The 25,348-nt window shown below is 63.8% G+C and carries 26 protein-coding genes and 1 tRNA gene; 16 read left to right on the top strand and 11 right to left on the bottom strand.

Annotated features, from left to right (window positions below):
* Nucleotides 1-74 precede the first annotated feature (74 nt).
* Nucleotides 75-776: an autoinducer binding domain-containing protein gene (locus tag KPG71_RS14695; protein ID WP_216338746.1), complete on the top strand. Its 702-nt coding sequence runs from the start codon at nucleotides 75-77 to the stop codon at nucleotides 774-776.
* Between the two features lie 170 nt (nucleotides 777-946).
* Nucleotides 947-1,744 carry an acyl-homoserine-lactone synthase gene (locus tag KPG71_RS14690; RefSeq protein WP_216338745.1) on the top strand — a complete coding sequence of 266 codons (798 nt, stop codon included), beginning with the start codon at nucleotides 947-949 and terminating at the stop codon, nucleotides 1,742-1,744.
* Nucleotides 1,745-1,895: 151 nt separating this feature from the next.
* Here the strand turns inward: KPG71_RS14690 and tig are convergent, their stop codons facing one another.
* From tig to KPG71_RS14675, 3 genes are all read right to left on the bottom strand, one after another.
* Nucleotides 1,896-3,227: a trigger factor gene (gene tig / locus KPG71_RS14685; protein ID WP_216338829.1), complete on the bottom strand. Its 1,332-nt coding sequence runs from the start codon at nucleotides 3,225-3,227 to the stop codon at nucleotides 1,896-1,898.
* Between the two features lie 227 nt (nucleotides 3,228-3,454).
* Nucleotides 3,455-4,069, bottom strand: a complete 615-nt coding sequence (locus KPG71_RS14680; protein ID WP_216338744.1) for a VPLPA-CTERM sorting domain-containing protein — start codon at nucleotides 4,067-4,069, stop codon at nucleotides 3,455-3,457.
* Nucleotides 4,070-4,310: 241 nt separating this feature from the next.
* Nucleotides 4,311-4,395 (bottom strand) — tRNA-Leu (locus KPG71_RS14675).
* Nucleotides 4,396-4,547: 152 nt separating this feature from the next.
* Between KPG71_RS14675 and KPG71_RS14670 the strand changes: the two genes are divergently transcribed.
* Nucleotides 4,548-5,045 (top strand): Hint domain-containing protein, encoded by a 498-nt coding sequence (locus KPG71_RS14670; protein WP_216338743.1) that lies wholly within the window; start codon nucleotides 4,548-4,550, stop codon nucleotides 5,043-5,045.
* Nucleotides 5,046-5,107: 62 nt separating this feature from the next.
* On the opposite strand, the gene KPG71_RS14665 is transcribed toward KPG71_RS14670, so the two are convergent.
* Nucleotides 5,108-6,688: an NAD(P)H-hydrate dehydratase gene (locus KPG71_RS14665; protein ID WP_216338742.1), complete on the bottom strand. Its 1,581-nt coding sequence runs from the start codon at nucleotides 6,686-6,688 to the stop codon at nucleotides 5,108-5,110.
* A gap of 176 nt (nucleotides 6,689-6,864) precedes the next feature.
* On the opposite strand from KPG71_RS14665, the gene KPG71_RS14660 reads away from it, so the two are divergent.
* The 5 genes from KPG71_RS14660 (at nucleotide 6,865) to KPG71_RS14640 (ending at nucleotide 11,555) form a co-directional block, all read left to right on the top strand.
* On the top strand, nucleotides 6,865-7,203 hold the full coding sequence (locus tag KPG71_RS14660; RefSeq protein ID WP_216338741.1) for a P-II family nitrogen regulator: 339 nt from the start codon (nucleotides 6,865-6,867) through the stop codon (nucleotides 7,201-7,203).
* Between the two features lie 82 nt (nucleotides 7,204-7,285).
* Nucleotides 7,286-8,692: a type I glutamate--ammonia ligase gene (gene glnA / locus KPG71_RS14655; protein ID WP_216338740.1), complete on the top strand. Its 1,407-nt coding sequence runs from the start codon at nucleotides 7,286-7,288 to the stop codon at nucleotides 8,690-8,692.
* Between the two features lie 204 nt (nucleotides 8,693-8,896).
* Nucleotides 8,897-9,742: a hypothetical protein gene (locus KPG71_RS14650; RefSeq protein WP_216338739.1), complete on the top strand. Its 846-nt coding sequence runs from the start codon at nucleotides 8,897-8,899 to the stop codon at nucleotides 9,740-9,742.
* Nucleotides 9,743-9,936: 194 nt separating this feature from the next.
* A complete protein-coding gene (locus KPG71_RS14645; RefSeq protein ID WP_253196293.1) occupies nucleotides 9,937-10,689 on the top strand; it encodes a lytic transglycosylase domain-containing protein in 753 nt (250 codons plus the stop codon).
* 149 nt (nucleotides 10,690-10,838) lie between these two features.
* Nucleotides 10,839-11,555 (top strand): hypothetical protein, encoded by a 717-nt coding sequence (locus tag KPG71_RS14640; RefSeq protein WP_216338737.1) that lies wholly within the window; start codon nucleotides 10,839-10,841, stop codon nucleotides 11,553-11,555.
* Between the two features lie 3 nt (nucleotides 11,556-11,558).
* Here the strand turns inward: KPG71_RS14640 and KPG71_RS14635 are convergent, their stop codons facing one another.
* Together KPG71_RS14635 and KPG71_RS14630 are read right to left on the bottom strand one after the other, a co-directional pair.
* Nucleotides 11,559-12,293: a DUF3445 domain-containing protein gene (locus tag KPG71_RS14635; RefSeq protein WP_216338736.1), complete on the bottom strand. Its 735-nt coding sequence runs from the start codon at nucleotides 12,291-12,293 to the stop codon at nucleotides 11,559-11,561.
* A 150-nt stretch (nucleotides 12,294-12,443) separates the two neighbouring features.
* On the bottom strand, nucleotides 12,444-12,863 hold the full coding sequence (locus KPG71_RS14630) for a DUF6314 family protein (RefSeq protein WP_301182904.1): 420 nt from the start codon (nucleotides 12,861-12,863) through the stop codon (nucleotides 12,444-12,446).
* A 91-nt stretch (nucleotides 12,864-12,954) separates the two neighbouring features.
* Here KPG71_RS14630 and purB point away from each other — a divergent pair, with 91 nt between their 5' ends.
* The 7 genes from purB to KPG71_RS14595 all read left to right on the top strand — a co-directional run bounded on the left by purB (nucleotide 12,955) and on the right by KPG71_RS14595 (nucleotide 18,226).
* Nucleotides 12,955-14,262 (top strand): adenylosuccinate lyase, encoded by a 1,308-nt coding sequence (gene purB, locus KPG71_RS14625; protein ID WP_216338735.1) that lies wholly within the window; start codon nucleotides 12,955-12,957, stop codon nucleotides 14,260-14,262.
* A 125-nt stretch (nucleotides 14,263-14,387) separates the two neighbouring features.
* Nucleotides 14,388-14,546 carry an adenylosuccinate lyase gene (locus KPG71_RS14620; protein WP_143163211.1) on the top strand — a complete coding sequence of 53 codons (159 nt, stop codon included), beginning with the start codon at nucleotides 14,388-14,390 and terminating at the stop codon, nucleotides 14,544-14,546.
* Nucleotides 14,547-14,665: 119 nt separating this feature from the next.
* The gene (locus tag KPG71_RS14615) at nucleotides 14,666-15,748 is read left to right on the top strand and encodes a flagellar motor switch protein FliG (RefSeq protein WP_216338734.1); all 1,083 of its coding nucleotides are present in this window, start codon (nucleotides 14,666-14,668) and stop codon (nucleotides 15,746-15,748) included.
* 211 nt (nucleotides 15,749-15,959) lie between these two features.
* On the top strand, nucleotides 15,960-16,307 hold the full coding sequence (locus KPG71_RS19855; protein ID WP_367397358.1) for a ScnB-like protein: 348 nt from the start codon (nucleotides 15,960-15,962) through the stop codon (nucleotides 16,305-16,307).
* Nucleotides 16,300-16,563, top strand: coding sequence for an SH3-like domain-containing protein (locus KPG71_RS19850; RefSeq protein WP_367397357.1), 264 nt, complete (start codon nucleotides 16,300-16,302; stop codon nucleotides 16,561-16,563). The genes KPG71_RS19855 and KPG71_RS19850 overlap by 8 nt, the downstream gene beginning before the upstream one ends.
* A 4-nt stretch (nucleotides 16,564-16,567) precedes the next feature.
* Nucleotides 16,568-17,209 (top strand): nitrile hydratase subunit alpha, encoded by a 642-nt coding sequence (nthA, locus tag KPG71_RS14600; RefSeq protein WP_216338732.1) that lies wholly within the window; start codon nucleotides 16,568-16,570, stop codon nucleotides 17,207-17,209.
* A 75-nt stretch (nucleotides 17,210-17,284) separates the two neighbouring features.
* Nucleotides 17,285-18,226, top strand: coding sequence for a lysophospholipid acyltransferase family protein (locus KPG71_RS14595; protein ID WP_216338731.1), 942 nt, complete (start codon nucleotides 17,285-17,287; stop codon nucleotides 18,224-18,226).
* A gap of 36 nt (nucleotides 18,227-18,262) precedes the next feature.
* On the opposite strand, the gene hemF is transcribed toward KPG71_RS14595, so the two are convergent.
* From hemF to KPG71_RS14570, 5 genes are all read right to left on the bottom strand, one after another.
* Nucleotides 18,263-19,153 carry an oxygen-dependent coproporphyrinogen oxidase gene (hemF, locus tag KPG71_RS14590; RefSeq protein ID WP_216338730.1) on the bottom strand — a complete coding sequence of 297 codons (891 nt, stop codon included), beginning with the start codon at nucleotides 19,151-19,153 and terminating at the stop codon, nucleotides 18,263-18,265.
* A 14-nt stretch (nucleotides 19,154-19,167) separates the two neighbouring features.
* Nucleotides 19,168-19,968, bottom strand: a complete 801-nt coding sequence (locus KPG71_RS14585) for an SDR family NAD(P)-dependent oxidoreductase (protein ID WP_216338729.1) — start codon at nucleotides 19,966-19,968, stop codon at nucleotides 19,168-19,170.
* Nucleotides 19,969-20,014: 46 nt separating this feature from the next.
* Complete coding sequence (locus KPG71_RS14580) at nucleotides 20,015-21,013, bottom strand: class I SAM-dependent methyltransferase (protein ID WP_216338728.1); 999 nt, start codon at nucleotides 21,011-21,013, stop codon at nucleotides 20,015-20,017.
* 7 nt (nucleotides 21,014-21,020) lie between these two features.
* Nucleotides 21,021-21,350 (bottom strand): ATP-dependent Clp protease adapter ClpS, encoded by a 330-nt coding sequence (gene clpS, locus KPG71_RS14575; protein ID WP_216338826.1) that lies wholly within the window; start codon nucleotides 21,348-21,350, stop codon nucleotides 21,021-21,023.
* 148 nt (nucleotides 21,351-21,498) lie between these two features.
* Nucleotides 21,499-22,266 carry a thioredoxin family protein gene (locus tag KPG71_RS14570; RefSeq protein ID WP_253196285.1) on the bottom strand — a complete coding sequence of 256 codons (768 nt, stop codon included), beginning with the start codon at nucleotides 22,264-22,266 and terminating at the stop codon, nucleotides 21,499-21,501.
* Nucleotides 22,267-22,437: 171 nt separating this feature from the next.
* Between KPG71_RS14570 and acnA the strand changes: the two genes are divergently transcribed.
* Nucleotides 22,438-25,188 (top strand): aconitate hydratase AcnA, encoded by a 2,751-nt coding sequence (gene acnA, locus KPG71_RS14565; protein WP_216338727.1) that lies wholly within the window; start codon nucleotides 22,438-22,440, stop codon nucleotides 25,186-25,188.
* Nucleotides 25,189-25,348: the final 160 nt, after the last annotated feature.

Raw genomic sequence — 25,348 nt, 5'->3', positions numbered from 1 at the left:
CCCGGTATGGGTGATCGAAACGCTGAACTGAGGAGAGGGCGCCCCCGCGCCCCCGATACAACATGAACAAGCGCATGGATCTGATTGACTTGGCCAGTACGCCCGACGGGCAGCGTGACTTCGTCGCGCATCTGAACAAGCTGTGCGATACGCTTGGTGTCGAGCACGCGACCTATTTCGCGGTCAATCCGATTTCGGGCAAGATGCATGGCTTCACCACCTACCCGGACGAATGGAAAGCCCATTACGTTCAGCACAGCCTGCAGCAATTCGATCCGACGCTTCGCTCGGCGGCGCGGTCCGTCGCCCCTGTCGACTGGAACCGCCTGACCAGCGACACCAACTACGACAGGGTATTTCGTGACGCCCACGATTTCGGCCTGCCCTCGCAGGGCGTGACGGTCCCGATCCGCGGAATGTTCGGTGAAACCGGCCTGCTCTGCGCCTGCACCTCGACGACAGCAACCGAATGGGCCGGCCTGAAGCGGGAAATCATCGGAAGCCTTCTGAACAATGCGGTGCACCTGCATGACACCGTGATGAATTCCGAACCCCTGATGAAAACCCTGCGGCACCCCAACCTTTCATCGCGGGAACTCGAGATTCTGCAATGGGTGGCGGCGGGCAAGTCGCAACAGGATGTCGGCGACATCCTGTCGATCTCGCCACGTACCGTCGAAGTGCATTTGAGGTCGTCGCGCGAAAAACTCTGCACCATCAGCACCGCACAAGCCGTCGGGCGCGCCGTCAGCCTGGGGCTGATACTTCCCGGTTGATTCAGTACCCAAAACATGCCACGCAAATCCTGTGGGATATCCTCGGGCTGACATGCATTTGAGGAAAAAAACTTTCCCGAGGGCCCCAAACTACGGGATTTCCCTAATTCCACAGTAACACTCCCTTGATATCCTTTCCCCAATCACCACCACTTTGGGGAACGAACGCCATGATCCTTGTTATTGACGCGTTGAACCGCCACCGGTTCGGATCGGTTATTGACGACATGTTCAAACTGCGCGCCCGCGTATTCCACGATCGGATGGGCTGGGACGTGACCGTGCGCAATGGCCGTGAATTCGACCTGTTCGACGATCTCGATCCTGCATACCTCGTCGCGCTCGATGACGACTACAATGTCGTGGGCTGCAACCGCATGCTGCAAACCACCGGACCGCACATGCTGACCGACGTGTTCCAGGACATCCTGTGCGGGGAACCGCCCCTGCGCAGCGCGACAATCTGGGAAAACACCCGGTTCTGCATCGACACCGAACGCCTCAAGCGTCCGGGCAATTCCCGCAGCGTCTCATACACCGCCTGCGAACTGATGGCGGGCATCGCGGAATACGCCTTCGAGTCCGGCATCAGCGACGTGATCAGCGTCGTCGATCCGGCGATGGACCGCATTCTCAAGCGCTGCGACAACGCCCCCTACGGCTATATCGGGGAAACCGTCCAGATGGGCAAGACCAAGGCCCTTGCCGCGCTCAGCGACATCACCGAAGAGCGTATCGCGCGCATCCGCAACTTCGCGGGCATCACCGGAAACATCTTTGCCGACGAAAACGAAGTCGCCGATGCACTGGCCGCCCGCGCCGCCGGCGACGCCATGACACCGGAACTGCGTGACTATTGCGATGCACAGGTTGCCGCCGCCGCCACCGACGACGAACGGCAGGCGGCACTGGCCCTGCAGGAAAAGATATCCCAGATGTTTCGTTCTGGCCGCAACTGCAACGCCTGACCAACCCCATCGAAAGGCCATGCAGGTTGGCCGGTGTGGATTATCTCCCCTGCCCGGCTGACTGACGCAAGAACGGAACGGGCCGCCCCAATCAGGGGCGGCCCGCATTCATTCCACGACGACCGGAGAACAGAGCGCCCCGGTTTCGGCCTCACTCTTCGTCCAGAGCCTCGACAGCCTTTTCCAGATCGGCCTTCGACACGTCCTTGTCGCTGACTTCGGCCAGCTCGATGACGTGGTCGATGACCTTCTCTTCAAAGATCGGCGCACGCAGTTGCTGACGCATCTGCGGGTTGTTCTGAACGAATTCGAAGAACTGACGCTCCTGCCCCGGATACTGACGGGCCTGTTCCATCACGGCCTGGGTCATCTCGGCATCGCTGACCTCGACCTCGGCCTTCTGGCCCAGTTCGGCCAGCAGCAGCCCCAGACGCACGCGGCGTTCGGCCAGCGTGTTGTGCTCTTCGGTCGGCTCGACCTCGGGGTGATCGTGCCCCTGAACATCGGGGTTTTCCTCGTGCCACAGCTGATGCGCGATCTGCTTGGCCTCGGCCTCGACCATGCTGGGGGGCAGATCGAAGCTCACCAGCTTGTCCATCTCGTCCAGCAGCTTGCGCTTCAGCACGGCGCGTGCGGCCCCGGCGTATTCGGCTTCCAGACGCTCCTTGATCTGGCCCTTCAGGTCGTCAAGGCTCTCGGCTCCGTATTTCTGGGCCAGCTCGTCGTTCACCTCGGCGGCGACGGGCTCTTTCACTTCCTTGATCTTGCATTCGAACACGGCCTCTTTCCCGGCCAGGTGCTCGGCCTGGTATTCTTCGGGGAAGGTGACGGTCACGTCTTTTTCCTCACCGACCTTCACGCCGACAAGCTGATCCTCGAAACCGGGGATAAAGCTGTTCGAGCCCAGAACCAGCGGATAGTCCTCGGCGGAACCGCCCTCGAACGCCTCGCCATCGACCTTGCCGACAAAGTCGATCACGACCTGATCGCCGTCTTTCGACTTGGTGCCTTTCTTGCGGTCCTTGAAGTCCTGTGCGCTCTCGGCCAGATTGGCCAGCGCTTCGTCAACCGCCTCGTCATCGGCCTTGGCGACCAGACGCTCGACCTTGATCGTGCTCAGGTCCACCTCGGGGATTTCGGGCAGCGCTTCGTACGACATCTCGACTTCGACATCGTCGCCCTCTTTCCAGTCCTCATTGACCATCTTGACGGCAGGCTCGGCGGCCGGGCGCTCGCCCTTGTCTTCGAAATGCTGGGCCATCGCGCCATCGACGGCCTCCTGCATGGCTTCGCCCAGCACACGCTGGCCGAACTGCTTTTTCAGCAACGGCAGGGGCACCTTACCCTTGCGGAAGCCTTTCATTTCGATTTCAGGCTGGGCCTCTTTCAGTTTCGCGGTGACCTTGTCGTCCAGTTCCTGGGCGGTCAGGATCATTGTATACGCGCGTTTCAGCCCTTCGTTCAGGGTCTCGGTGACCTGCATAGTCGTCCTCATCCATAGCATCGGGCCGCGGAGGCGTCCGCGGCGGTCAAAATCAGTGGCCCTTCTAGGGTTGGCTTCGCCCGGACGCAAGCAGAGTCTGCCCCGATGCATTCACGAACTGTAGAATGATACCGGGCCAAGGCGGGCTCAGCCGAAAACCGACGCCTTGAACGACCCTGCCAAGGAACCGTCAACCGCAATCCCGGAACGTGACCGCGCGCCGAACGTCAGCCCCTGCCCCGCCGGATCAATCCCAGACCGGCCAGGGCCGCCAAAAGCAACGGCAGCGAGGCCGGCAGCGGCACCGCTGCGGCGGCGACGTTGCCGGTAACCGTGAACTTCAGCATCGCATCCGCAAATGGTGTGGTGCCGGACCACGGCACGAAATTCGGGTCCACGTCATTGAGCACCAGATACCCGTTTTCCGCAGTGATGACGCTACCGGTGACCGAGGGGGTTGTGGTTCCCCGCCAACTTCCATTGCCCGTCGTCATCGTCATGATGAGCGTGTAGGTATCGGGCACAAGCGTCAGCCCTGACAAAGCCGACTGCGCCCCCTCCCACTTCGTATAGGTCGTGTCGAAAACTTGCTGGAAAATGGTCGCCGTCGGGCTCATTCGCCCCGAGATCAGCCGCAATTCGCCCGCGCAGCTATAGCAGGTCATATCAAAGGAAAAGGCGACGTCCGTCAGCGTCTGTGTCACTTCAAACGTCTGAGCCGCCCCCTTGTCAGGCGCTCCTTCACCGATTGGTGTGGTTGCATCCCGGTTTCCATCCACACTGAACAATGTGGCCGCCTGCCCCGGTCCCGCTGCCAGCACAAACGCCAGCCCGACGATCAATGCCTTCAGTCGCATGACAATATCCGATCTGTGAATGCATATATGATAATCGCCCAAGCCTGCGCTTTCGCCTGCGCCCTGTCAATTTTTTTCGATACCTCTGACACCCCCGCCGCGCGTCAAGATGATCGAGACCGATCCTGCCGTTCCCGCAAACCGCCTTTTGTGACCCAAGCTGCACCCACAAGCCGGCCACAGGCCCTTATTTGCAAGGGCATTCTTTGATTTCAATGGGTTAACATGGTGCGGGTGGAGGGACTTGAACCCCCACGCCTTGCGGCGCCAGAACCTAAATCTGGTGCGTCTACCAATTTCGCCACACCCGCACGTGAGACCGCCTCTTAGCAAAGCCGCAAATCGGATGCGAGAGGAAAAATCACCGCAAAAAGCACCCTCCTCCCGCAAAAAAGGCACGACATTAACCCATTCTTGCCATAATCTGGAAAAAAACTGAGGCAGTAACATAGCGAGAAACGCCATGAAACCGAAAACGGTCGGGCGGGCACACGGTGAAAATTCCGTCCATACCCCCATGGAAGACGCGGGCCTGATGGCCAATTCGATCATCCTGACGCTCGATGGCGAAAAGGCCGTCAGCGATGTCAGGCCCGGCGACCGCATCATCACCCGCGATGCCGGTGCCGCCATTGTCCGCAATATCCGCAAACGCCGCATCAAGGCCGACGCCATTGTCATTCAGGCCGGATCGCTTGGCGATACGCGCCCCGATCGCGACATGATCCTGCCCGCCGGACAGGGTGTTCTGGTCAGGGACTGGCGCGCCGAGGCGATGTTCGGCGCCCGTCAGGCGCTGGTGCCCGCGGAACGGCTGGTCGACGGTGAATTCATCCGCCGCGAGGGCATCGCGAACCTCACCGTGATCGAGCTGGAATTCGACCGCCCCCATATCCTTTATGTCGACGGGATCGAAGTGGCCGGGCAGATCGTTCGATCCACGCAGGCAAAAGCCGCATAAGTCCCGGCGACACCGCCCTTTGAACGCCCCGCTGCCGGTTCCGGACACGGGACGTTTCGCCGTTACAGCCCCAGATCGCGCAGGACGGTCGGCAGCAACTCGGGCAGATCCTCGGCGATCAATCCGGGGCCAAAGGCGCGCGCCGCCTCCACATGCAGCCACGCCGCCGTTTCCGCCGCCTGCATCGGCGCGACCCCCCGCGCCAACAGCCCGGTGATGACCCCGGCCAGCACATCGCCCGCCCCGGCGGTCGCCAGCCACGGAGCGGCGCGCTCGTATTGGGCCGAATTGATGCTGCACCGCCCATCGGGTGCGGCAACCACCGTGTCGGGCCCCTTGAACAACACCACGCAGCCCGCTCGTTTGGCGGCCTCACGCGTGGCATCCACCTTGGAATAGGCCGGGCCCTTGGTCGGTATGGCGTTGAGCTTGTCGGCAATGTCCGGGAACAGCCGCGCAAATTCCCCTGCATGGGGCGTCAGAACGCATTTGTCATGCAGCATTGCAAGCAGGATTTCAGGCGCATCTGCAAACGCCGTCAACGCATCGGCATCCAGTACCACGTAGGGTGCGCGCTGCGCGCGCACCGCCACCGGCACCAGATCCCGCGCCCGCTCCATCCCCATCCCCGGCCCCAGGCACAGCGCATTGAGCCGCTCGTCCTCCAACGCTTCGGCCAGCGCCTCGCCATCCTCCACACGCCGCAGCATCAGCGCAGTGATCTGGCAGGCCACCTCCATCTGCGCCGATCCCGGCACGCCAACCGTCACCAACCCCGCCCCGATCCTGAGCGCCCCCCGCGCCGCCAACCGCGCCGCGCCGGTGCGGCCAGAACCGCCAGAAAGGATCAAGGCATGACCGTGGGTGTATTTGTGACCATACGTATGCTTGGGCACCAATGAAGCCGGACGCTCAACCAATCTGACGACATCGCCCGGCGGCACCGCCGGGCAGCCCCCCAGACCGATGTCCTTCACCACGATCTTCCCGCTCAGTCCCGGCCCGCCACCGTAACGCCCCTCGCGCAGAAGGTAATGGCCGGTCTTGCCCTTGTGGAACGTCACCGTCAGGTCGACCGGAAACGCGCCGAGGTTCCCACCTGAGTCCGCGCACAGCCCACTTGGCGTATCGACTGCCACATATTTCGGGCGCATCTCTGATGCATTGTGCGTGACCGTCGGGACGAAACCGTGCCATGTGCGCTCGGTGTCTTCCGGCATCGGCCGCGTCAGCCCTGTTCCGAACACCGCATCGACGACAAGGTCGTGGCCCTGCCGGTCCAGAAGGTCCTCTATCCCGTTGTCATTCCACGGGCGCACCTCCCCCATCTCCCGCCACCGCTCGTAATTCGCCCTGGCATCCGACGGCAGCTTTTCGGCATCCCCATAAAGGAACACCGCCACCTCCCAGCCCCAGTCCTTCAACAGCCGTGCCATCACGAACCCGTCGCCGCCATTGTTGCCCGGCCCGCACAGAACCACCGCCCGGTGCGGGGCCCTGGCCAGGTCGGGCCATTCCTCGAACACCGCCTCGACCACGCCGCGCCCGGCGCGCTCCATCAGCTCCAGCCCCGTCACCTCGCCCGACTCGATGGCAGCCCGTTCGATGGCGCGCATCTGCGCGGCTGTGAGCAATTCCGTCATGGTTTCCCGCCCTCGCGATTCAATTCCGCCCACATCGCGGGCAGCTTGCCTAAATTTTGTGCATTTACTGCGCGACAGGCCCGCACTCAGGCCCGCCGCCACCCTATCCGATTGAGAGCCCTCCTGAGAAGTGGTCTGCAAACCAGCAAGACACCGAAGGGCGAGGAGGCCGAGCCATGAAAAAGATCGAAGCGATCATCAAACCGTTCAAGCTGGACGAGGTGAAAGAAGCCCTGCAAGACGCAGGTATTCAGGGCCTCAGCGTGATCGAGGTCAAGGGCTTTGGCCGCCAGAAAGGCCATACCGAACTGTACCGCGGCGCCGAATATGTGGTCGATTTCCTGCCCAAGGTGAAAATCGACGTGGTGATCGACGACGATCAGGTCGACCAGGCCATCGAGGCCATCGTCGAGGCCGCCCGCACCGACAAGATCGGCGACGGCAAGATCTTCGTCAGCCCCGTCGAACAGGCGATCCGCATCCGCACCGGCGAAACCGACTCGGACGCGCTCTGAACCCGAAACAACAGTTACCGGCGCCACACCGGCGCCCCGATCCAAACCCGAAACGCGACCCAGACAGAAAGGGACAAAAGGGATGAGCCACAAAGCTATCATTCAGCAGATCAAGGAAGAAGACATCGAGTATGTCGACATCCGCTTCACCGATCCGCGCGGCAAACTGCAGCACGTCACCGTGATTGCCGACGAAGTCGATGAAGATTTCCTCGAAGAAGGCTTCATGTTCGACGGTTCGTCGATCGCCGGCTGGAAATCCATCGAAGCCTCCGACATGAAACTGATGCCCGACTGCGAGTCGGCCTATGTCGATCCCTTCTATGCCGAGAAAACGCTGTGCATTCACTGCTCGGTCGTCGAACCCGACACCGGTGAACCCTATAACCGCGACCCGCGCGGCACCGCCGAAAAGGCCGAAGCCTACCTGAAATCTTCGGGCATCGGCGACAACGCCTTCTTCGGCCCCGAGGCCGAATTCTTCCTGTTCGACGACGTGCGCTTCTCGAACACCATCAACAAGGTCTCCTACGAGGTCGACGCGATGGACGCCTCGTGGAACACCGACACCCAGTATGAAATGGGCAACACCGGCCACCGTCCGGGCGTCAAGGGCGGCTATTTCCCGGTCAACCCGATCGACGACGCGCAGGACATCCGCAGCGAAATGCTGTCGACGATGAAGCGCCTCGGCATGAAGGTCGACAAGCACCACCACGAAGTGGCCTCCTGCCAGCACGAACTGGGCCTGATCTTCGGCACGCTGACCGAACAGGCGGACGAGCTTCAGAAGTACAAGTACGTCATCCACAACGTCGCGCAGGCCTATGGCAAGTCGGCCACCTTCATGCCCAAGCCGATCTATGGCGACAACGGCACCGGCATGCATGTGAACATGTCGATCTGGAAAGACGGCAAGCCGCTGTTTGCGGGCGACAAATACGCCGATCTCAGCCAGGAAGCGCTGTATTTCATCGGCGGCATTCTGAAACACGCGAAGACGCTCAACGCCTTCACCAATCCGTCGACCAACAGCTACAAGCGCCTGATTCCGGGCTTCGAAGCCCCCGTTCTGCGCGCCTACTCGGCCCGCAACCGCTCGGGCTGCGTGCGTATCCCGTGGACGGAAAGCCCCAAGGCCAAGCGCGTCGAGGCCCGCTTCCCCGATCCTTCGGCCAACCCGTACCTGTGCTTTGCTGCCCTGCTGATGGCCGGTCTCGACGGCATCAAGAACAAGATCGATCCGGGTGAGGCGATGGACAAGAACCTCTACGACCTGCCCGCCGAAGAACTGGAAGGCATCCCGACCGTCTGCGGTTCGCTGCGCGAGGCGCTCGACGCCCTGGCCGCCGATCACGACTTCCTGCTGGCCGGCGACGTGTTCACCAAGGATCAGATCGACGGCTATATCGCCCTCAAGATGGAAGAGGTCGAAGCCTACGAACACACCCCGCACCCGGTTGAATTCCAGCTGTACTACAGCTGCTGATCGCCTGAACGGGACAGTGAAACGATCAGGGCGCCCTTCACGGGGCGCCCTTTTTCATGCCGCGCCTTGGGCGACAATCCGCCAGATGGCAACAATCCGCTCATTTCCGGTGGATTGCCCCAATGTATCCATATTTGAAACAAACCATCTTCCACTTGTCGGCGTAGGAAAACCGTAGGTGAAACCCTGCAAACAGGCATGAGCATGACCAATGAACGAACATGGGTTACAGCAGGACTAGTATTTCTCGGTACGAGAGACATCGACATCGTCGAAACCGCCAACCGCGTGCGTGTCGCCCTCGCGCGGATGGGCCACAGGATTACGGGCACCCGCGTGCAATCCGACGATAGCGCGATCGTGGCCAGTTGCTGCCACACGATGCGCATCGGCATCGAATACGACGCCTTTATCGACGAATTCTCCAAACAGGTGCCCCGGGTACTGACCGTGGACATCGCCCAGGACGACAAGGACCCCACCAAGGATGGGCAGGGTATGACCAATGACATGGTCCTGACCCATGTGCTGAAGGATCTGCACTGGCAGATGTCCGCAGACTACATCCGCTGGGTCGGTCACAGCCGCCTGCTCAGTTCGGCGGACTTCCTGTTGATGACCACGGATTTGCCGGGACCTGCCCAATCGGCGGGCGCGCGCCTGGCCCGAGGCACGGCGAACGTGACCACGGGTCACCATTCCGACCATACGCGCGCCTGCGCGTCCGAACTCGCCGATCTGCGCAGCTTCTTCCGCGAAGCCGACGCCGATCTCGAAACCGGCAAAACCCGCAAGGCCCCCCCGGCGCGGATCGACCCGGACGAGGCCCCCCTCAGCGCCCCGCAACGCCTGTCCGCATGGCTCATGGCCTATGCGGTCATGTTGTTCTCGCTGCCCGTCGGCATCGCCTTGCTGCTGGTGAATCTCATCAAGGGCGAAAACCCGCGGCTTGCGTCGCAGGCGGCGGCCCTGACCGGCACCTTCCTGTCGTTCCAGGCCTTCGGAACCACGGCACAGGCTATGGAGGCGGTCCAGAACTTCCTGTCCTGATCGCGCCCCGATATATCACCCCTCCGGTCGCCGCCCCGCGGCGGCCGGACACCAGATTTGCCTTTGAGGCAAACCGCCCCCTCGGCTAGAGTTGCACCACGACAGGATTTTTTCTGCAGGAGCGCCCGATGATGTCCAGATGGTCCCGCCCGATCGCCGCCGGTTTCCTTTTCGCCCTCGGCCTGTTGCCGGGCATGGCCACCGCCGCCCCCTGCGGCAATAACGGGTCGGGCTTTCCCGCCTGGAAAGCGGCCTTCGCCCAGGAAGCGGCCCGCGCGGGCGTCGGAAACCGCGGCCTTCAGGCCCTTGCCAATGCCCAATACGCCAGCCGCACCATCGCCGCCGACCGCAACCAGAAAAGTTTCAAATACTCGCTGGACAAGTTCATGCAGGTGCGCGGGGCCTCGACCATCGTCGCCCAGGGACGCACACGCAAGGCCCGCAACGCCCAGTTCTACAACGCGCTCGAACAACGGTACGGCGTGCCCGCCGGCATTCTGATCGCGATTCACGGCATGGAAACCGGCTTTGGCGGTTTCATGGGCGACAGCCGCGTCGTGTCCGCCATCACCACGCTGGCCTATGACTGCCGCCGCTCGGCGTTCTTCGTCCCTCACGCCATCGGCGCGCTGAAACTGGTGGATCAGGGCACCATCACCGGCGACACGCGCGGCGCCAAGCATGGCGAACTGGGGCACACCCAGTTCCTGCCGGGCAACGCCCTGAAATACGGGGTCGACGCCAATGGCGACGGGCGCGTGGATTTCTACAGCCAGGCCGACGCCCTCGCCTCCACCGCCAATTACCTGCGCCAGAAAGGCTGGCAACCCGGACAGGGCTATCAGGAAGGGCAGCCGAATTTCCGCGCGATCAGGGAATGGAACGCCGCCGGGGTCTATCAAAAGGCGATCGCCATCATGGCCGCGCAGATCGACGCAGGCGGCTGAACCTTTACGGAACCGTTACAAAAACAACCGTTTCAACGCTTGAGGCGGAGCAGATTTCACTGTTCCGCCTCATTTACATCAAATTCACTCCAAAGTTGCACCGCCTTATGGGGCAAGACAAAGTTCAAACCCTGACAGGAATTGGCGCTATGCAGTCCCATGGTATTGTTGTCGGGTTCGAGTATCGCGCATGTCCGCGCATGGAATTTCAGGATATCGTCGAGGAATTCGACCTGTCCTTCCAACTGGCCGACGCCAGAACCCGCAGCCTGACCTGGGATTGCGACGATATCGCGCTGATCGAGCGCGATTACCTGCGCGTGGCGCTTGGCTGGCTTCCCCCGGATGACGATGACGGCTCCTGGCACCTTGTCGCGGCGGTCGGTCCTTCGGATCAGGCCGGCAATGCGCTTATCGACGGCGGGTCTCTGGGCTTCGTCGCCGACCAGATCGTCGATCGCACACAGGAATTCCTGCCCGCCCATGCCGTCCTGCATGGCCCGGCCTCCCGCGCCGTCGGTCCCGAACTGATCGACGATGTGTTCGACCTGCTCCGGCTGTCGGCGCAAACGCCCTGCGATACCGCCGCGCCGCAAAACCGCAGCGCGCATACCCCCCCGACGCCGAAACCCGAGCATCCCTGGAGCTTCACCCCCACCCCCGATGGCGATGAAATCGAAATCTCCACCGACACGGCGCAGGCCGCGCCGCTGACACAATGGCTCACCGCGCGGGCCGAGCCGACACAGCCCTTGCGCCTGACCATCCACACGCTTGCGCTCACCCTGATGCTGCATGTGCCGGCGCTCGGCGCCTTCCTGTTCGTCTATTCGATGCTGCGCGACGTCGTGCCGGTCTCCACCTGAATCTCAGGCCCCGGCCAGCAAGAACGTGTGAATCGAAAAAACGCAGGCGCGCGTCCGGGGCAGGCGCAGGACGCATTGCCGCTCGCTGCGCAGATAAGGATAGGCCCCACCCGCATCGTCGGTGCGCGGCGCGTCCCTCGTTTCGGGCTGGAACAATGCAGGATCGGCATAATGCAGCGCGTTGAACCGCCATAGAGGGCGCTCCACCTGCACCCCGTCGAACAGCCGCTGCACCCGCCGTGCAAGCGCATCGTCATACACCTCGACAGGCACATGGATCGCCGTCAGGGGCCGCCCGATCTTGTCGGCCAGCCGCCAACTGGCCGGAAAACACAGCACGGCAGCCGTCAGAACATGCTCATCGCCCTGCTTCTCCATCAGGCACAGATCTTCCTGCACCAGATGCCCTAGCGTCCCCATCGGATCGTCCCGGTCGACCTGCACGGTCACACCATCGGGCCGCCGGACACGATCCGCCGCCACCTCATAGCTTGGCGAATGCCGCGCCAGCCAGTCCAGCACGAATTCCAGCAATTCGTCCGCCGCCGCGCGCCCCTCCGGCGTGACAGCCAGCACATCATCGCGCCGCTCGCGCAGCAGCCGTTCGCGCTCGGCCATCTGCGCGCCAAAGGCATCGTCCACCATCAACCAGTCCGCCGGGTCCAGCGGCCCGATCCCCGGCAAACGCGTCTGCGCACTCACCTCATAGGGGGTGCTCTTCTGAAAAATACCCGTCATGGCGCGACATTACCCGCACGGTTCCGCCTGTCCATCCCGAAAGACCATCCCTTCTTCTTGCCGAAAATATCCTCCCTCCGGGCGGAGCCCCGGACAGGCCGCATGACCCGCGACAGGGGCTGCACCCCCGCATCACCGCCGCCAAGCGCCCTACCGCCGGTACTCCGTCACCATCCGGTAGTCCTTGCGCGGCCCCCGCACCTGCCATGTGCAACGCCAGACCGGCCAGCGGCTGAAATCGTAAACCCCGTCATACTGATCGGGATCGCACCAATGCCCGCAGGGCCCTCCCTGCCCCGGCACCTGATGGAAATAGCGCCCATCGTCGAACCACACGCTCAGATCGCTGCGCCACAGATACCGCCGATGCGCCGCCAGCGGCAGCTGGCCCTCGACGCTCAGCACGCCACGCTCCTCACACAGCAATCCCTCGGCCACGGGGCTCCAGCACGCCTCGCCCTCCAGCCGCGCATCGGGGCCGTTCGCCTGCCCGATCCGGCGCGCCATCCGCCAGCGCCCCTCGAAATCGGCCAGCACGCGCGCCGCCTTGTCGCTTTCCGCTTCACTCAATGCGTCTTACCCCGGCGCCATCCGCTTGCCGCTGAGGCGCCTTCCGTCTAAACCCGCGCCAACCGATACAGCAGATGCAAAGGTTCGTCACATGATTCCCCGCTATTCCCGCCCCGACATGGTTGCCATCTGGTCGCCGGAAACCAAGTTCCGCATCTGGTACGAGATCGAAGCCCACGCCTGCGACGCCATGGCCGATCTGGGCGTGATCCCCCGCGAAAACGCCGAGGCCGTCTGGAAAGCAAAGGACGTGGACTTCGATGTCGCCCGCATCGACGAGATCGAGGCCGTCACCAAGCATGACGTCATCGCCTTTCTCACCCACCTCGCCGAACATGTCGGCAGCGAAGAGGCCCGTTTCGTCCATCAGGGCATGACCTCTTCGGACGTTCTGGATACCTGCCTCAACGTGCAACTGGTGCGCGCCGCCGACATCCTGATCGCCGATATCGAAGGCCTGCTCGCCGCCCTCAAGCGCCGCGCGCTCGAGCACAAGAATACCCTGCGCGTGGGCCGCAGCCACGGCATCCACGCCGAACCCACCACCATGGGCCTCACCTTCGCGCGCTTCTATGCCGAAATGGACCGCAACCTCGCCCGCATGAAAACCGCGCGCGAGGAAATCGCCACCGGCGCCATCTCCGGCGCGGTCGGCACCTTCGCCAATATCGACCCCCGCGTCGAAGACCATGTCTGCAAGCAACTGGGCCTTCAGCCCGAACCGATCAGCACACAGGTCATCCCGCGCGACCGTCACGCCGCCTTCTTCGCCGCGATGGGCGTCGTGGCCTCCTCGATCGAGAACATCGCCATCGAGATCCGCCACATGCAGCGCACCGAGGTTCTGGAAGGCGCCGAGTTTTTCTCGATGGGGCAAAAAGGCTCCTCGGCCATGCCGCACAAGAAAAACCCGGTGCTGACCGAAAACCTCACCGGGCTCGCCCGCCTCGTGCGCTCCGCCGTGGTCCCGGCGATGGAAAACGTGGCGCTTTGGCATGAACGCGACATTTCACATTCCTCCGTGGAACGGATGATCGGCCCGGACGCCACCGTAACACTCGATTTCGCCCTTGCCCGCCTCACCGGCGTGATCGACAAGATGCTGATCTTCCCCGAGAACATGCTGGAGAACATGAACAAGTTCCCCGGCCTCGTCATGTCGCAACGCGTGCTCCTGGCCCTCACGCAGGCGGGCGTCAGCCGCGAAGACGCCTATGCCATGGTGCAGCGCAACGCGCTCAAGGTCTGGGAAGAGCGGACCGACTTCAAGGAGGAGTTGCTGGCCGACAAGGATGTGGTCGCGGCCCTCGGCAAGGAGCAGATCGAGGAAAAATTCGACATGGGCTATCACACCAAGCATGTCGATACGATCTTCAAACGGGTCTTCGGCGAAAGCTGACCTGCACCACATGCACGGTTTTTCATCGGGCGGCCTGCGACGGGCCGCCCTTTTTTCATCCATGATTTTGCCCAAGGGCGATCCTGTGCTATGCTCACCTCATGGTTCAACAGGAGATATCGAAAATGACCCTCAAGACCATTCTGACCGCGGCGGCCCTGACCGTGACTTCGGCGATGGCCGCCCATGCCTGTCCCGCACATGAACAGCAGGCGATGTCCTGCGCCGATGGCACCACATGGGATGCCGGATCGAAAACCTGCGTGCCGCAAACCACAAGCTGACCGCGGACGCGATTTCAGGCAAATTTCCGGGGTGCCCTACGTCGTGCGCCCCGCTTTTTTTAGACATTTCTTCACCACTCCCGCCCTAGACTGGCCCCAATGCCTGAACGAGGGACGGGATGACCCATTCGACACCGCTTGCGCAACTCGCGCCGCCCCGCGCCGCCAGCCCCGCCAGCGCGCGCCTGACCCGCCGGCAAAAGGCGGCGATCATCGTGCGCTTCCTGCTCAAGGAAGGCGCGGAATTACCGCTCACCGACCTGCCTGACCCGCTACAGGCGCAACTGACCACGCAAATGGGCTCGATGCGCTATGTGGATCGCGGCACGCTGGCCGATGTCGTGGCAGAATTCGCCTCCGAGCTCGAGGCGATGGGCCTGACCTTCCCGCGCGGTGTCGCCGGTGCGCTCAGCGCGCTCGATGGCCGGATCAGCCCGCAAACCGCCGCCCGGCTCAGGAAAGAGGCGGGCGTGCGCCAGTTCGGCGATCCCTGGGAACAGGTGCGCGCCGCCCCGCCTGACGACCTGCTTGACATCCTGGGTCGCGAAAGCACCGAGATCGCCGCCGTCATGCTCTCCAAGCTCGATGTCGCCCGCGCCGCCGACCTGCTGGGCCGCCTGCCCGGCGACCGGGCGCGCCGCATCACCTATGCCATGTCGCAAACCGGCGCCGTCACCCCCGACGCCGTGGACCGGATCGGCCTTGCGCTGGCCGCGCAACTGCATGACGTGCCCGAAACCGCCTTCGACGACGGGCCGGTGGAACGGGTGGGCGCGATCCTCAACTACTCCGCCGCCGCCACCCGCGACGACGTGCTGACGGGGCTTGATGAAACCGATCAGGATTTCTCCAATCTCGTGCGCAAGGCGATCTTTACCTTCGTCCACATCCCCGCGCGCCTCGCCCCGGCGGACGTGCCCAAGATCACCCGCGAGGTGGATCAGCCCGTGCTGGTCACTGCGCTGGCCTCGGCCACGGATCAGGGGGGCGATCTGGCCGCGACGGCCGAATTCGTGCTTGGCAATATCTCCAAACGCATGGCCGATGCGCTGCGCGAGGAAATGCAGGAGCTGGGCAAGGTCAAACCCCGCGACGGCGAGGCCGCGATGACCGACATCGTCAACGCCATCCGCACGCTGGAGGCCCGAGGCGAAATCACCCTCACCGTCCCCGACGACGAGGAGGAAGAGGAAAACACCTGACCCCAGGGACTCGAACACCGCGCCATCGGGCGAATCCCCCCCCGGATCGCCTGCGATCCGGTTCGCGCCCGACCCCGCCCCCCAGGGCGGGCGCGAACCTGCTGTTTCTCCCTTGGCCGATGTTTCGCATTGCAAATCCCGCCCGGCGGCCTCCGCCACCCGGCAACCAACCCACTGGACAGCCCCCTCTCCCCCGCCTACCCTGCCCGTCATGAGTGATACCGACGGACGCCGCTGGCATGACATGGGCGGGCAGGATGCGGGCCCGGTCTGTGCAGACGATCATGACTTCGCGCTTTGGGAAAAGCGCGTCGATGCCCTGATGGTGCTCTGCGGCGTCAAGGGCTTCTTCACCGTCGACGGGCTGCGCCGCGCGCTCGAAGACATGGGCGAAGACGCCTTCGAAAAGATGAGCTATTACGAACGCTGGATCGCCGCCATCAACCAGAACCTTGTCGAATCCGGCGCCTATTCCCTTGCCGAGCTCGGCACCCGCATGGAAGAGATCGTCGCCCGCGGCCCCACCTATGCCGAGGCGCAGGAGCGCGAAAATGGCTGAGCGTGTCCGCGTCAAGACGATGATGCCCCCTGGCCATGTGCGCACCCCCGCCTATCTGCGCGGCAAGACCGGCACCATCGAGCGCCCGCTCGGCCCCTTCGCCAACCCCGAACAACTGGCCTATGGCCTGCCCGCCGACAAACAGCCGCTCTACCGCGTGCGCTTCAGCATGGCGGAAATCTGGGGCGAGGCGGCCGAATGCCCCACCGACACGCTGGACGCCGAGATTTACGGCCATTGGCTGGAAAGGGTCTGAACGGATGCCGCACGATCATCACGACCATACCGGGCTCAGCCCCTCGGGCCATCCCTACCGGGCCGACAATGACACCCCGCTCACCTATTGGCAGCGCATGGAAATCGCCGTGCGCGAACTGATGATCGAAAAGGGCCACCTCAGCGCAGCCGAAGTCGCCGCACAGATCGACACGATGGATGCCCGCAGCCCCGCCAACGGGGCCGCCGTGGTGGCCCGCGCCTGGAGCGATCCCGCCTTCAAGACGCGCCTTCTGGAAAACGCCTCGGACGCCTGCCGCGAGATGGGATTCGATATCGGCCCGCTGCACCTGATCGCGGTCGAAAACACGCCTGAGACCCATAACATGATCGTCTGCACGCTGTGTTCCTGCTACCCGCGCAACCTGCTGGGCCTGCCGCCGGACTGGTACAAGACCCGCGAATACCGCTCGCGCGCCGTGCGCGAACCCCGCGCCGTCCTGCGCGAATTCGGCGTCGATCTGCCCCCGGCCACCACCATCCGCGTCCATGACAGCACCGCCGACATGCGCTATATCGTGCTGCCCGCGCGCCCCGCGGGCACCGAGCAGATGGACCAGGACGCGCTTGCCGCGCTCGTCACCCGCGATTCGATGATCGGCACCGGCCTGCCCCGCACCCCCTAACGCCTGCACCCCGGCCTTGTGATCGCGCGGCGCGCGGCGTATGTCTGCGCCACAAGGATCACAGGCCCCGACGCGATGACAGACCCGACCACCCCCAGCTTTCCCGACCGTGCACGCGATACCGCCCTCGGGCTGGCCATGTATGCGCCCATCGCCCTGGCGCGGCTGTTGCCCTATCGCTGGCGGCTGCCGGTCATGGGCTGGGTGACGTCTCGCATCATCGCGCCGATTGCGGGCTATGACAAACGGGTGCGCGACAATCTCGCCCATGTGCTGCCCGACCTGCCCGAAGCCGAGGTGCGCCGCCTGACCCGCGCCGTGCCCGACAATGCCGGGCGCAACATGATCGAACTGTATTCACCCGAAGGTTTCGTCGAACGCGGGCGCAAGGCCCCGGTCGAAGGCCCCGGCCTCGACGCGATCCGCACCGCCCGCGCCGAGGGCCGCCCGGTGATCTTCGTCACCGGCCATTTCGGCAATTTCAACGCCGCGCGGGTGGCGATGATCGAACAGGGCTTCGACATGGGCGTGTTCTATCGCCCGATGGCCAACGACTTCTTCAACCGCCGCTACATTCAGGCGATGGGCGCGATCAGCCAGCCGATGTTCGAACAGGGCCGGCGCGGCATGATGCAGATGGTCAAGCACCTGCGCTCGGGTGGGGTGCTGGCCATCCTGACCGACCTCAACGCGCTGGACGGCGTGCCGCTGCAATTCTTCGGCAAACCGGCGCTCTCGCCGCTCGCCACCGCCGAACTGGCGCTCAAGTTCGACGCGCCGCTGGTGCCGGTCTGGGCCATCCGGCAGGAAAACGGCCTCGATTACCGCGTCATCGTCGAAGAGCCCGTGCCCGCCACCGACCCCGTCACCATGACGCAAGAGGTCAACGACCGGCTGGAGGCGATGGTGCGCAAGCACATGGATCAATGGTTCTGGATTCACCGCCGCTGGAAAGACGGCATCGGCCCGCTGGCCGATCGCGGCGCCAAACAACTCGAAGCTCACCGCAAAGAATAACCTTCGCCTCTCGGGCCGCTCAGCGCGCGCTCGGGCTCAGACCCACTTGGCCAAGGGCGGCAGGCTCATCAGCACCGCGTTGGCGTCATGCCCCGTGGCCAGCCCGAACTTGGTGCCCCGGTCATAAACAAGGTTGTATTCCGCATAGAGCCCGCGATGGATCAGTTGCGTGTCCTTGTCGGCCTCGCTGAACGCCTGCCCCCGGCGCTTTTCCACCAGCGGCACAAAGGCGGGCAAAAAGGCGCGGCCAATATCCTGCGTCAGGGCGAAATCCGCCTCCCAGTCGCCGGAGTTGCGGTCATCCATGAAAATCCCGCCCACGCCGCGCGCCCGGTGCCGGTGCGGAATATAGAAATACTCGTCCGCCCAGTCCTTGAGGCGCGGATACAGATCTGCGCCATGCGGCTCCAGATGCGCCTTTTGCGTGGCGTGGAAATGCGCCGTGTCCTCGTCATATTCGATGCACGGGTTCAGATCCGATCCGCCCCCGAACCACCACGCGCCCGGCGTCCAGAACATCCGCGTGTTCATGTGAACCGCGGGCACATGCGGGTTCTGCATATGCGCCACAAGGCTGATGCCGCTGGCCCAGAACCGCGGGTTTTCGGCTATTCCCGGCACACCGCGCGCCGCCATCGCCTTTTGCGCGGCCTCGCCCAGCGTGCCGTAGACTTCGGACACGTTCACCCCGACCTTTTCGAACACGCGCCCGCCGCGCATCACGCTCATCAGCCCGCCGCCCGCATCCGACCCGTCCTCGCTGGCGCGCGTGGTGTCGCTCACCTCGAACCGCCCCGGCGCGGCCTCGCTCAGCGGCCCCGTGTCATGGCTGTCCTCCAGCGCCTCGAAGGCCGCGACGATCTGATCGCGCAGGCTGCGAAACCACTGCGCCGCGCGCTTTTTCTCATTCAGCAAATCACCGCTCATACCGCTGTCCTTCCTCAATGCGCCGGGGCCGCCACCGGATCGAGCAGGCAGCGCCCGCCATCCACCGTCATGATCTGCCCGGTCATGAAGGCCGAGCCGTCACAGGCCAGGTATTGCACCGCCTCGGCCAGTTCCGTGGGCGAGGCGATCCGCCCAAGCGGCGTGTGTCCCTCAATATCGGCGCGGTAATCGCGCTTTTCGCGCAAGGTATCCTTGAGCGAGGCGCTCATCACCGATCCGAACGCCACCGCGTTCACCCGGATGCGATGCGGCGCCAGCGCCACCGCCATGCTACGCGTCATCTGGTCCAGCGCGGCGGTGGACACCGAATAGGCCATCAACTCGGGATGCGTGCGCCGCGCCGCGATCGAGGACAGGTTCACGATCGTGCCCGCGCTGCCCTCGTCCTGCCCTTCGGCCTGCTTGATCATCCGCTTGGCGACCATCTGGCTCATGCGCAGGGCCGTCATCAGGTTCTGCTGCAACAACTGCTCCACCGCATCGTCATCGGGATTGAGCGCATCCGACGGCACCACCTGACGCGACGCGTTGATCAGGATATCCACCTGCTCGAAGGCGTCGATGGTGGCCGACAACAGGTTGGCCTGGGTCAGCCGCTCACGCAGATCGCCCGCGAAATAGCGGATATTGGGCGTATCCTCGTTCCCGCCCAACTCCTTGGCCAGCCGTTCTTCGTCCATGTCGGCAAACACCACATTGGCGCCCTTGTCGGCAAAATGCCGGCCAATGGCCAGCCCGATCCCGTTGGCCCCGCCGGTCACGATGGCCGTCTTGCCGGAAATGGAAAATGACATGATCAGCAGCCTTTCCTGTTGAGTCTGCGCGCCACCCTAGGGCAGTTCACCGCGCTTTGCGAGACACGCCGCGACCGTGCAGAACCTTGAAACGGCTGTCCCCGGCCACCTCGTCCACATGGCTGAAATGCGCGCGCATTTCGGTCTCGTAAGGCAGATGGCGATTGGCCACCAGCCACAACTCGCCGCGCGGCTTCAGCATCCGCGCCGCCGCCCGGATGAACGCGCGGCCCAGATCGGGGTCCGCCGCGCGCCCGGTATGAAACGGCGGGTTCGTGATCACCGCATCCACCGGCGCATCGGGCTGCCAGCGCGTGGCGTCCTCCCAATGCAGCACGGCGCGGGCATCCGCCACGTTCTCGCGCGCACAGGCCAGCGCGGCATGATCGGCCTCGATCAGGTCGATCCGCTCGATCTCGTCGCGCCCTTCCAGCGCGCGGGCGCTCAGATAGCCCCAGCCGCCCCCCAGATCCACCACATGACGGCCCAGCTTGCGCGGCAGATGATCGGCCAGCAGGCGCGAGGCCGGGTCGATTCCATCGGCCGAAAACACCCCCGGCACGGTCACGAACCCGCCGTCGATCCGCTGCGGCCCGCTCATCGTCCAGTCCGCGAAAACCTCCGGCCCGGCATGAAACCAGAACAGCTTGCCATGCGCCTTGTTCACCGGCGCGGACATCTCGGCACGCTTGCGGCACTCCTTCAGAATCGATTCCACCCCGTCCGTCTTGGCCCCGTCCACGATCAGCACCCCGTCGGTCACCTCCGCCGCCTGCGCGATCAGCGCATGCGCCAGCGCCTTGGCGCGGGGCAGACAGATCAGCGCGGCACCATAGCGCCCTTCGGGCTCGACCGCGCAATTCAGGCCCAGACCGGCGAAATGATCGTGCTCGGGTTTCGACCCCGCTATCAGGTGGCACCGCTCGACGGGCAGCGCCGATATATCCAGCCCCTCGCGCGGGGCGAACACGGCAATGCGCCCGGCCTCGGGCAATTCCAGCAAACCGGCCTCGACGGCCAGCGACAGGCGTGACGGGGTGCTCATCCGCGCCCTACTCTTTTTCCATGGTGCATTGCAGCGGGTGCTGATGCTGGCGCGCAAAATCCATCACCTGCGCCACCTTGGTCTCGGCGATCTCGTGACTGAACACGCCCACCACGGCCAGCCCCTTCTTGTGGACGGTCAGCATGATCTCGAACGCCTGCGCGTGATTCATGCCGAAAAACCGCTCCAGCACCGCAACCACGAACTCCATCGGGGTATAGTCGTCATTCAGCAGCAAGACTTTGTAAAGCGGCGGGCGCTTCGTCTTGGAGCGGGTCTTGACCACGACCGAGGTATCGGCCCCGCCATCCGCGTCGCCGTCATCCTCGCCGGACATCATCCATACGCTGTGCTTTGCCATGAGTTCCCGTGCTTTGCTGACAGTCCGCTCGCAGGGCGGCAATATAACTTCTCTGCCGCCCGAGAAAAGGGGCAGCGCACCGGCAATGTCGCAAATTTCCGCTGTAACCCGCCTGCCGGGGCCCTCAGCGCAGGTCCGCCACGGCGCGGATCGGGCCGAGGCCTTTTTGCTGCAAGACCACCACGGCAGGCTGATCGTCCTCCAGCGGCAGTTGCATCGACAACGGCGCGCGCCCGTCCCATTCACCCAGCACGGACCAGTCGGTCACGATATTGGCATAGGTCAGCGTGCGGCCCGCATTCTCGCCCTTGCGCACCTCGACCGTTTCCTGCGGCATGTACCGCACAAGGCAGACATCCACGGGATATGGCAATGCCCCCTGCGCCGAGATCGTCAGAACCCCGTTCGCGCGTTCGACCGACAAATCCACTGTTTGCGGCTCGACCCTGTGCCGCGCGATCAGGTCGGCCAGTTTCATTTCCTTGGTGCCGACAAGGGCCTCCTGCCCCTGCACCACCATTTGCGGAGTATAGATCATCTTTTCCCCCCGCGACGCCGCATAGGCCTTTTGCCGGGCGGTATGGGCGGGCGTGGCGAAACTGTCCTTCCAGCCGATGTAATCCCAGTAATCCACATGCAGCGCCAGCGCGACCACATCCTCGCGCTTGGCCAGTTCGAGCAGCAACGCATCCGCCGGCGGGCAAGAGGAACACCCCTGCGAGGTGAACAGCTCGACCACCACCCGCCGCTCCTCGGCCCGCGCCGGCGTGGCGCCCAGCACGACCGCCGCGCCCGGAACTCCGAGGACAAGGAACAAAGCGATTCTGAAAAGCTGTGATGTCATGGGATCGGGCCTGTTGCGCATTTCCTGTTCGGTATTCCATGTATCCATTCACACCTGCAATGACCAATCAAGGTTTCGCGAGAGCGGAGTGAAAGCTCTTTCATCGAGTTTCGGTGTGCAATAGTATACAAAAAATGCATCACCCCCCTTGATCGCTAGTTTCAAATGGGTCAGAAGCAAGCCAGCGAATTCCTGCCTTGAGAGTGAAAGGAAGGCCACATGCCCATCTCCGTTGGACACGACACAGCCAAGACGCGCAAGGAACTCAGCGTCAACGGCAAAACCTTCGCCTATTATTCGATCGAAGCCGCCGAAAAGGCCGGTCTGGGCGATTTCTCGAAACTGCCCGCCGCGCTGCGCGTGGTGCTGGAAAACATGCTGCGTTTCGAAGACGGCAAGACCGTCTCGACCGACGACATCAAGGCATTCTCCGAATGGGCCGACAAGGGCGGCAAGAACCCGCGCGAGATCGCCTATCGCCCCGCCCGCGTGCTGATGCAGGACTTCACCGGCGTTCCCGCCGTGGTGGACCTCGCGGCGATGCGTGACGGGATCGTGGCGCTCGGCGGCAACGCCGAACAGATCAACCCGCTGAACCCGGTCGATCTGGTCATCGACCACTCGGTCATGATCGACGAATTCGGCAACCCCCGCGCCTTCCAGATGAACGTGGACCGCGAATACGAGCGCAACATGGAACGCTACCAGTTCCTGAAATGGGGCCAGGGCGCGTTCAACAACTTCCGCGTGGTGCCGCCGGGCACCGGCATCTGCCACCAGGTGAACCTCGAATACCTGGCGCAAACCGTGTGGTCCGACGTGGATCAGGACGGCGTCGAAGTGGCCTACCCCGACACGCTGGTCGGCACCGACAGCCACACCACCATGGTCAACGGCGCCGCCGTTCTGGGCTGGGGCGTCGGCGGGATCGAGGCCGAGGCCGCCATGCTCGGTCAGCCGATCTCGATGCTCATCCCCGAAGTCGTCGGCTTCGAACTGACCGGCGCCATGGTCGAAGGCACCACCGGCACCGACCTCGTGCTGAAAGTCGTGGAAATGCTGCGCGCCAAGGGCGTTGTCGGCAAGTTCGTCGAATTCTACGGCGCGGGCCTCGACAACCTGCCGCTGGCCGACCGCGCGACCATCGCCAACATGGCCCCCGAATACGGCGCCACCTGCGGTTTCTTCCCGATCGACGACGAAACCCTGCGCTACCTGCGCAACACCGGGCGCGACGCCGACCGCATCGCCCTGGTCGAAGCCTACGCCAGGGAAAACGGCTTCTGGCGCGACGCAGATTATGCGCCGGTCTACACCGACACGCTCAGCCTCGACATGGGCACCATCGTTCCGGCCATCTCGGGCCCGAAACGCCCGCAGGACTACGTCGCGCTCGACCGGGCGGCGTCGGCCTTCTACCGGGTCGTGGGCGAGTATCGCGGCACCGACGTGTCCGACGAGGCACGCAACATGGCCTCCGAGGGCGATCTGAACACCGCCGAAAACGATATCCGCAAGACCGCCAAGGTCGAGGGCGAAGAATACGAACTGCGCGACGGCTCGGTCGTGATCGCCTCGATCACCTCCTGCACCAACACGTCGAACCCCTACGTGATGATCGGCGCGGGCCTCGTCGCCCGCAAGGCGCGCGAACTGGGCCTCGACCGCAAACCCTGGGTCAAGACCTCGCTCGCACCCGGCAGTCAGGTCGTGTCGCATTACCTCGAAGCCGCGGGCCTGCAAGACGATCTCGACGCCATCGGCTTCAACCTCGTCGGCTATGGCTGCACCACCTGTATCGGCAACTCCGGCCCCCTTCAGGAGGAAATCTCCAAGGCCGTCAACGACAACGACCTGATCGCCACCTCGGTGCTCTCGGGCAACCGCAACTTCGAGGGCCGGATCAGCCCCGACGTGCGCGCCAACTACCTGGCCTCGCCGCCGCTGGTGGTGGTCTACGCCATCGCGGGCGACATGAATATCGACCTCACCACGGACCCCATCGGCACCGACAAGGACGGAAACGACGTCTACATGAAAGACATCTGGCCGACCCAGCAGGAAATCGCCGACCTGGTCGAACAGACCGTCACGCGCGAGGCGTTCCAGTCGAAATATGCCGATGTCTTCAAGGGCGACGACAAATGGCAGGCGGTCGAAACCTCCGAGGGCAAGACCTATGACTGGCCCCCGCAATCGACCTATGTCCAGAACCCGCCCTATTTCCAGGGCATGGCGAAAGAGGCCGGAACCATTTCCGATATCAGGGGCGCGCGCATGCTGGCCCTTCTGGGCGACATGGTCACCACCGACCACATCAGCCCCGCCGGCAGCTTCAAGCCCGAAACGCCCGCCGGTCAGTACCTGACCGAACGGCAGGTGCCGGTACGCGAATTCAACTCCTACGGATCGCGCCGCGGCAACCACGAGGTGATGATGCGCGGCACCTTCGCCAATATCCGCATCAAGAACGAGATGCTGGATGGCGTCGAAGGCGGCTACACCAAGGGCCCCGACGGCAAGCAGACCTCGATCTTCGATGCCGCCATGGCCTATCAGGAACAGGGCACCCCGCTGGTCGTCATCGGCGGCGAACAGTACGGCGCGGGCTCCAGCCGTGACTGGGCCGCCAAGGGCACCAGCCTTCTGGGCGTCAAGGCCGTGATCGCCGAAAGCTTCGAGCGTATTCACCGCTCGAACCTCGTCGGCATGGGCGTCATCCCGTTCGAGTTCACCGGCGGCGACACCCGCTCGACCCTGAACCTGACCGGCGAGGAAAGCTTCGACATCACCGGGCTGGAAGGCGACATGAAACCGCAGGCCGACGTGCCCTGCACCATCACCTATGCCGATGGCACGACGAAAGAGATCACTCTCAAGTCGCGCATCGATACGGCGGTGGAAAAGGAATATGTCGAAAACGGCGGCGTGCTACACTACGTGCTGCGCAACCTCGCCAAATCCGCCTGATCGCGGATCGGCACAGACCACAAGGGCGGCTTCCGGGCCGCCCTTTTTTCATGGGACGAACCACCCGAGCGTGATCGTCAGACGCGTTCCTTCGCGCGGAATCAAGGCCGAAGGCCGCCGCGCGATCGCCGACCCGCCCCCCGGGGCGGCGACCGCGCGG

The organism is Roseovarius sp. PS-C2 (assembly GCF_018862045.1).
GTDB lineage: Bacteria > Pseudomonadota > Alphaproteobacteria > Rhodobacterales > Rhodobacteraceae > Roseovarius.
This window is presented reverse-complemented; position numbering and strand designations above follow the sequence as displayed.